Annotated in this window: 6 protein-coding genes; 2 read left to right on the top strand and 4 right to left on the bottom strand. The window is 68.7% G+C overall.

Annotation, left to right across the window (positions count from 1 at the left end):
- The coding region (locus tag CQZ88_RS05305; protein WP_258008449.1) for a DUF1254 domain-containing protein at window positions 1-1,205 on the bottom strand (1,205 nt) is incomplete at its 3' end.
- A gap of 223 nt (window positions 1,206-1,428) precedes the next feature.
- On the opposite strand from CQZ88_RS05305, the gene CQZ88_RS05300 reads away from it, so the two are divergent.
- Window positions 1,429-2,043 carry a DUF2202 domain-containing protein gene (locus CQZ88_RS05300; RefSeq protein ID WP_102799353.1) on the top strand — a complete coding sequence of 205 codons (615 nt, stop codon included), beginning with the start codon at window positions 1,429-1,431 and terminating at the stop codon, window positions 2,041-2,043.
- Between the two features lie 27 nt (window positions 2,044-2,070).
- On the opposite strand, the gene CQZ88_RS05295 is transcribed toward CQZ88_RS05300, so the two are convergent.
- The 3 genes from CQZ88_RS05295 to CQZ88_RS05285 all read right to left on the bottom strand — a co-directional run bounded on the left by CQZ88_RS05295 (window position 2,071) and on the right by CQZ88_RS05285 (window position 5,583).
- Window positions 2,071-3,174 carry a cell wall metabolism sensor histidine kinase WalK gene (locus CQZ88_RS05295; protein ID WP_251549775.1) on the bottom strand — a complete coding sequence of 368 codons (1,104 nt, stop codon included), beginning with the start codon at window positions 3,172-3,174 and terminating at the stop codon, window positions 2,071-2,073.
- Window positions 3,175-3,197: 23 nt separating this feature from the next.
- Window positions 3,198-3,896 carry a response regulator transcription factor gene (locus tag CQZ88_RS05290; RefSeq protein ID WP_102799351.1) on the bottom strand — a complete coding sequence of 233 codons (699 nt, stop codon included), beginning with the start codon at window positions 3,894-3,896 and terminating at the stop codon, window positions 3,198-3,200.
- Window positions 3,897-4,113: 217 nt separating this feature from the next.
- Complete coding sequence (locus tag CQZ88_RS05285) at window positions 4,114-5,583, bottom strand: PAS domain S-box protein (protein ID WP_006931801.1); 1,470 nt, start codon at window positions 5,581-5,583, stop codon at window positions 4,114-4,116.
- Between the two features lie 154 nt (window positions 5,584-5,737).
- On the opposite strand from CQZ88_RS05285, the gene CQZ88_RS05280 reads away from it, so the two are divergent.
- Window positions 5,738-6,922: an acyl-CoA dehydrogenase family protein gene (locus CQZ88_RS05280; RefSeq protein WP_050035955.1), complete on the top strand. Its 1,185-nt coding sequence runs from the start codon at window positions 5,738-5,740 to the stop codon at window positions 6,920-6,922.
- The last annotated feature ends 49 nt before the right edge of the window (window positions 6,923-6,971 follow it).

Here is a 6,971-nt window from a genome sequence, read left to right as displayed (position 1 = left end):
TGCAGCATCGACCGGGTCTGGGTGTCGTAGGCGAGGATCGACCAGAAGTTGCCGGCCGGAACGTTCGCAGGGACGCGGAGCCGGTAGGTCCGGCCGCCGTCGAATGGGGCGCCGTCGGCGTCGACGCACGCGACGACGTACTGGGAACCGGTGCCGATCCTCTCGACGTCCTCTGCCGGACTCACGCCGGTCACCGAGAAGTTGAACTGAGCGGCGGCGTCGAGCAGAGCGACCCCGTCCTCCTCGAACCGATGACCACCGAGGAAGAATGCGCGCCAAGTACTGCCCGGGTAGCGGTAGGCCTCCGGCTGCCGGAACCGGTAGGTGAGGGCGCGACCGGTGGCGTCACCCACCGCGGCGGCTTCGGTGAGGATCGCGCGCATGCGCTCGTCGGGGTCCAACGGCGTGCCGCGCCGGATGCCGATCGAGGCGAAGAATCCCAGGGTGAGCGGATCGGACGACTCGGGCGGCTCCGACTGCACCACCTCGTCGAGCATTTCCCACGCCCGGAAGTCGGCCGGGGGGACGCCGACCATGGGTTCGGGCGACACGTTCACGAACCGCATGGACGGCGGACGGCCCGCGAGCGCGAGGGGGTAGGCCCGGGTCTTGTCCTTGATGACCTCGACGGCGGGGTGGGGATCGCCGTGCTCGTCGAGGAAGCCCCGAACGAACAGCACCATGCCGAAGCTGTTGGTCCGCACCACGAAGTAGCCGCCGGGGACCTCACCGTCGTAGCCGGGGGGCAGCAGCAGGTAGGCGCCGCCCCGGCCCTTGTCGGGTCCGGTCAGGCCGACGTCGACCACCCAGCGTCCCCAGCTGTCGTCGATCGCGCCCAGCACGCCGGGCGGCGCCTCGATCACGAGCGGACCGTCGCGCAGGTCGATCCAGATGGCGGTGTACGACGTGCTCGTGTTAGCCGTGAGCCACACGGTGCGCGGATGCATCAGGTCTTCGAAGACGTACGCCGTCGAGTTCACCGGGCCCCACTCGAGGAGCGCGCTGCGCATCGCCGCCATGTTCAGCGCGGGCAGAGCCAGCAGGTACGCCTGCACGGCACGCTGAAAGTCCAGGTTGTCGAACAACGTCCGGACCGTCGCGTCGTCCGGGAAGCCGTCGAAGAACCGCAACGTGCCCAACCGGGTGTGAACCTCGTCGGGCGACTCGATGCCGGCCGGGATGGGGGTCGCCGTCGTATCAGTCATCGCCAGCCTCCTCGTCGCGATGCCGCCGACTCCGACGCTACGAATCACATCACCGGCCCTCTAGGGTCCAAAGCCCATAGCTCGCCCCAGCGGAAGCCGAGGACCCCGGCATCTGCCGAACCCGTCCCTGCGGTGGCCCTCTCACACAAGCTTCACACATCGGGACGGGAACCCTTCACCGACGGTGCGTTGACTCGGTGGTGAGAGAAAGGTGGTGCCGGTGATGAACACCTGGCGAAAGACAGTGGCCGCACTCGCGGCAGGGGCGACGATCGGAATCGCCGGATTCGGGACGGCCGTCGCGACAGCCCAGGAGCCGGACGAGGGCGCGGGCGGTGCGCTGTCCACACAGGAGCAGTCCGACCTGGTGGTGATGCGGGAGGAGGAACGCCTGGCACGAGATCTGTACCAGCAGTTCGCGCAGAAGTGGGGGGCACAGATCTTCGAGCGCATCTCCGCCAGCGAACAGCGTCACTACGATGCCGTCGGCGCTCTGCTCGGTCGGTACGGTGTGAGCGATCCATCGGCCGGGCTCACTGCCGGAACCTACGCCGAGCCTCAGTTGCAGAGCGCCTACGACGGTTGGCTCGCCCGCGGTCTGACCTCGGTCGAGGAGGCGTACGCGGTCGGGGCCGAACTCGAGGCCGCCGACATCGCCGAACTGTCCACCGCGATCGAGGTCAGTGACGAGGACGCGATCGACCGCCTGTACGGCAAGCTGCGCACCGGTTCCGAGCACCATCTGCAGGCCTTCCGGGCAGCCCTGACCGGCGAGGAGCCGGCCGGCGGACACGGGCAGGGCCAGGGACACGGGCAGGGGCCGCAGCACTCGGAGTAGCGCACGGCCGCGGAAGGCGCGGGTGTGTCAGCGTCGGATCGGGTGGTCGCTTCGAGTGGGCAGCTGCAGTGTGAACCGTGATCCGTGACCGCGGCCGGGAGAGTCGGCCGACAGGTCGCCGCCGTGGGCGCGGGCGATGCCCCGGCTGATGGTCAGGCCGATGCCGGAGCCGAGATCGTGCTCGCCCCGGCGCCGGGACGGGACCCGGTAGAAGCGCTCGAAGATCCGTTCCACATCGTCCGGGTCGAGTCCTTCGCCCGTATCGGTGACGGTGACGGTGGCGACGTCTCGACCGGCGGTGATGTCGATGCTCACGCCGCCGGTCTCCGTCGCGGCGAGGGCGTTGCCGAGCAGATTCGTCAGCACCTGCGTGATCCGGTCGGCATCGGCCCACACCACGACCGGCCGGGACGGCGGGTGCACGGTCAAGGTCAGGCCGGCATCGTCGAACTGCGGGCGCAACCGGCCCGTGACCTGCACGACGAGGCCGGACAGATCGACGTCGGCCGGGTGCAGGTCCAAACGGCCCTCCTCCGCCCGGGACAGGGTGGACAGATCATCGGCGAGCCTGCGCAGCCGGCCCACCTCGGTTTCGATCTGGACCAGCTCTGCCGGTGCGAAGACACCGTCGAGGACACCCTCGGCGTAGCCGTCGATCACGGTCAACGGGGTGCGCATCTCGTGCGCCACCTCCGACAGCAGCCGGACCCGCCGGGCTTCTGTGTCGGCGAGGCGGATGGCGAGATCGTTGACATCGGTGGCGACCGCGGCAAGTTCGACCTCCGGCGGCACCGGGATGCGGTGCCGGTAGTCACCGGCGGCGATCGCCCGGGTGCCCGAGCGCACCGACCGCAGCGACCGCAGCAGGCGCCGGGACGCCAGCAGACCCAGCGCGGCGGCCGCAATCACCCCGGCAAGCACCCCGAGCAGCAACGCCGTCGTCACGGCATCGGCCACGACCTCGCGCAACGGAGAAGACCCGTTCGTGCGGTTGCGGCCGCCGCCGGGACCGGGGGCGCGTTCGTCGAACAACGCCGGCGCCGCGACCCGGACGACGGCGAAGGTGACCAGCGCTCCGACCACCGCCACCAGCAGATGGGAGACGAACAGCCGCGTCGTCAGGCTCGGCACGGGAAACCGGGAACCGCCGAGGTTCACCGGTCGGCCCCGGCCGTGGCCACGAACTTGTAGCCGACCCCGCGGACGGTCCCGATGAAGCGGGGGGCGGTGGCGTCGTCACCGAGCGCCCGGCGGATGCTGCGGATGTGCACGTCCACGACCCGTTCGTCACCGAAGAAGTCGCCGCCCCACACCTTCTCGAGCAGTTGCCGGCGCGAGTACACCCGGCCCGGCGCCCGGGCCAGGGCCAGGAGCAGGTCGAACTCGAGCGCGGACAGTTCCACGGGAGTGCTGTCAACCGTCACCTCCCGGGAGTCGGGGTCGACGGTCAGACCGGCGACGACCACGCGGGAGGTCCCACCGTCGGTGCCTCGGGCGCGGCGCAGGACGGCACGGACGCGGGCGGCGACCTCGCGAGGCGCGAACGGTTTGGTGATGTAGTCGTCGGCGCCGACCGCCAGACCCACCAGCTTGTCGACCTCCTCGGCGCGCGCGGTGACCAACACGACGTACACGTCGGAGAATCCGCGGATCCTGCGCAGCACCTCGAGACCGTCGAGGTCGGGAAGGCGGATGTCGAGCAGCACCAGGTCGGGGCGGCGGGCCTGCACCGATGTCAGCGCTTGCGAGCCCGTTGCGGCTTCGATGACGTCGTAGCCGTCCGCCTCGAGGTAGCCGCGCAGGACGCGACGGATGTGGGGTTCGTCGTCGACGACGAGGACGCTGCGGGGCACAGTTTCCCCTTTCGATCCGCCGGTCCGACCGGGCGACGGGCTGCTGTGGACAGGAGGGTCCCTCGAGGTGTTCGACGGGCAGACCGAGGGTAGTCCAGCCGCGCAGCCCGCCGCGGAGGTGTCGTTGCACAAACCCGTGAACGCCTACGTCTCCGGCCCGTCCTGCGGAGCGTGCACACATCCGCATCACCCGAGGCTGCCACCCAGGTGGGCGCAGTTACTCGGAGATGGGCAGGCACATCCGGACCTCGGTACCGTGCGGGTGGTTGGGCAGGTACCGGATGCTGCCCCCGTGTCGCTCGACGATGTGCTCCGAGATGATCAGGCCGATCCCGGAACTGTCCTGCTTGGCCGAGAAGGCCCCGGAGGCCAGACGGTTTCCCGAGGCACCGTCCATCCCTCGTCCCTGGTCGAGAACGGAGACGCAGGCCCACTCACCCCGCCGGGCCGTCCGGACGGTCAGCTCCTTGACGGAAGTCGAGGGCAACACGATCTCGTCGATCGCGTTGAAGCAGAGGTTGATGACCACCTGCCCGATCAGCACGCTCTCTCCTTCCACCGGCAACGGGGAACGGGACCTGTCGATCGATATGTGCACGCCCCGCTCGGCTGCCCGCAGACGAACGAAGTACAGGCTCTCCTCGACCGTCTCGTTGAGGTCTATGGCAGCCTTGGTGCTCTCGATCCGCCGCACGTAGCGCTTCACGGAGGACACGATTTCCGCCGCCCGGCCGAGCTGCTTCTCCATCCTGTCCAACCCGTAGCTCAGCGCCTCGGGGTCGAGGGATCGGTCGGAGATGCGCGCCTTGAGGCCGCTCAGATAGTTCGTCGAGGCGGCGAGGGGCTGCCCGAGTTCGTGAGCGAGGATCATGGCCATGTCACCCATCGCGTTGTACCGGCTGAGGTACTGGAGGTTGGCCTCCTGATACGCATGCCGGCGTTCCCACTCCACACGATCCGTCACGTCACGGATCGTCAGCACCCGGGACGTCATTCCGTCGTGCACCACGGCCTCGAGAAAGCCGGCCAGCCAGGTGGTGCTGCCGTCGCTCTTCTCGATCTCCTGCATGATGCCCACCGGCCCGGCCGCCGCGTCCAATTTGGCGACGACGGGCTCGGCGGTCAGGCGAGGCTCACACCGGCCCAGATCCTCCAGGTACACACCGGACAGTTCGTCCGGCGTTCTGCCGAAGAGCTGGGCCGCGAGCGGCGAGATGTCCTCGATGCAGTTCATCTCGTCGAGCACCACGATGCCCGCCGACGTGTGCGTCATGATGCGCTGTAGGGACTGCGACACCCAGCTGAGCTCCTCCTGGAGCTCCACCTCTTCGGCGATGTTGCGGAACTCGACCATCACGACCTGCCCGTCCTGGAAGGTCAGGAGCGAGGCGACCGCATCTGCCAGGAAGTCCTGACCGTCCTTGGTCCGGTACTTCCACTGTCTGCGGCTCGAGCCGTGTACGACCGCGTCCTGCAACCACGCCACCCCGACCGAGCGCCGGTACTGACGCTCCTGGCTGCTCATGTGGTGGGCCTTCAACGGTCGCAGTTCGTCGAGGGTGAAACCGAACATCCGGCACGCGGCGGGGTTGGCCCAGAGGATGTTCTTGGACGCGGCCTCGTGGATGAGGATCCCTGTTTCCGTCTTCTCCACCATCTCCTGGAAGTCGCGGCCTGTCGGGAACATCGATCCTCACCTCCGGGTGCCGTGACGGTTCATTGTCGACCCACGAGCGGCGGATCGACCATAGGGGAATGCTTTATGACCGGCGGAGGAAATCCCGATACCGCCTCGTCCGAACCTTTCCTAGCGTTTTCCTCAGCGCGACACGACGAGGTGGATGGAGACGACGATGGCGATCCGGAGCACGATGAAACCAGTGCAGGCGGCAGCGGTGGGCCCTGCCCGGGAGAAGGCCTTCGAGGACGCCCTCGCCGTGCTGCTGGACCGGCGCGACGAGTTCAACCGGCAACGATTCGTGCCGAAGGACTTCATCGCGCTCTTGAAGCAGGCCGGACTCTACCGCGCGTCGACCCCGGCACGGTTCGGCGGAGAACCGATGGCCCCCTCCTCCTTCATGAGGCAGGTCGAGCGGATTTCCGCGGTGGATCCGGCCACCGGGTGGGTGGCAAGCTTCGGATCCTCGCTCGTGTACTTCGCGGCCCTGCCGGTCGAAACCCAGGAGAAGATCTACTCCGACGGCCCGGACGTCGCCTATGCCGGCGGGTTGTTCCCCATGCAGAAGGCCGAGAAGGTGGACGGCGGCTACCTGTGCAGCGGGCTCTGGCAGTTCGCCAGCGGATGCCTGGGCGCCGACATCCTCGGCATCGGTCTCGCCGGAGGCCCGGAAACGAACGGCAAGCCACTGACCGCCCTCGTGGACCCTGCCGACGTGGAGATCGTGGAGAACTGGGATGTCGCCGGAATGAAGGCGACGGGGTCACACGCAGTGAAGGCCGACAGGCTCTTCGTCCCCGAGGAGATGACGTTCGTCCGCGGTGGCGCTCCCCTGATCGACGAGCCGCTCACGCGGTATCCGTCGCTCGCCTACGCCGCCCAGGTGCTGGCGGTGGTGACTCTCGGCGCCGCCCGCGGCGCGCTGGACTACGTCCACGAGGTCGGAGCGGTCCGATCCAGCATCACCGGCGGTGACAGCAAGGGAAACCGGCCCGCGTACAAGACCGGGCTGGCCCGCGCCGAGGCCGATCTCCGCTCCGCTCGGGCCTTCTTCTACGAGATCACCGACGAGGTGTGGGACCTGGCGGTCCGCGGCGACGAGATCACCGACGAGTACACGGCCCTGCTCCGTCTGGGAGCAACCCAGGCCGCCCACGTCGGCCGCAACGTCGTGCTCGCCGCGTTCGACCTGGCCGGCACCGGGGCGATCTACGAGAGCCACCCGCTGCAGCGCTACCTTCGGGACGCTCTCGTCCCGGCTCAGCACGCCATGCTCCAGACCAACACCTTCGAGGCGGCCGGAGCCGTTCTCCTCGGCCTGGAACCCGGGATCCCCAGTTTCCCCTGACCGGGGCGGGATCTTCGAGACCAGCGCCTGCCTTCCCAGCGAAAGGACG

This window comes from Rhodococcus sp. ENV425 (assembly GCF_002887785.1).
GTDB lineage: Bacteria > Actinomycetota > Actinomycetes > Mycobacteriales > Mycobacteriaceae > Rhodococcus > Rhodococcus aetherivorans.
The sequence above is the reverse complement of the archived record's forward strand: the minus strand, read 5'-3'. Positions and strand labels throughout refer to the sequence as shown.

Bases quoted from the DNA above. Each gene is read 5' to 3' on its own strand.
- CQZ88_RS05280 (WP_050035955.1), top strand. From the start codon at position 5,738: ATGGAGACGACGATGGCGATCCGGAGCACGATGAAACCAGTGCAGGCG.
- CQZ88_RS05300 (WP_102799353.1), top strand. From the start codon at position 1,429: ATGAACACCTGGCGAAAGACAGTGGCCGCACTCGCGGCAGGGGCGACG.
- CQZ88_RS05285 (WP_006931801.1), bottom strand. From the start codon at position 5,583: ATGTTCCCGACAGGCCGCGACTTCCAGGAGATGGTGGAGAAGACGGAA.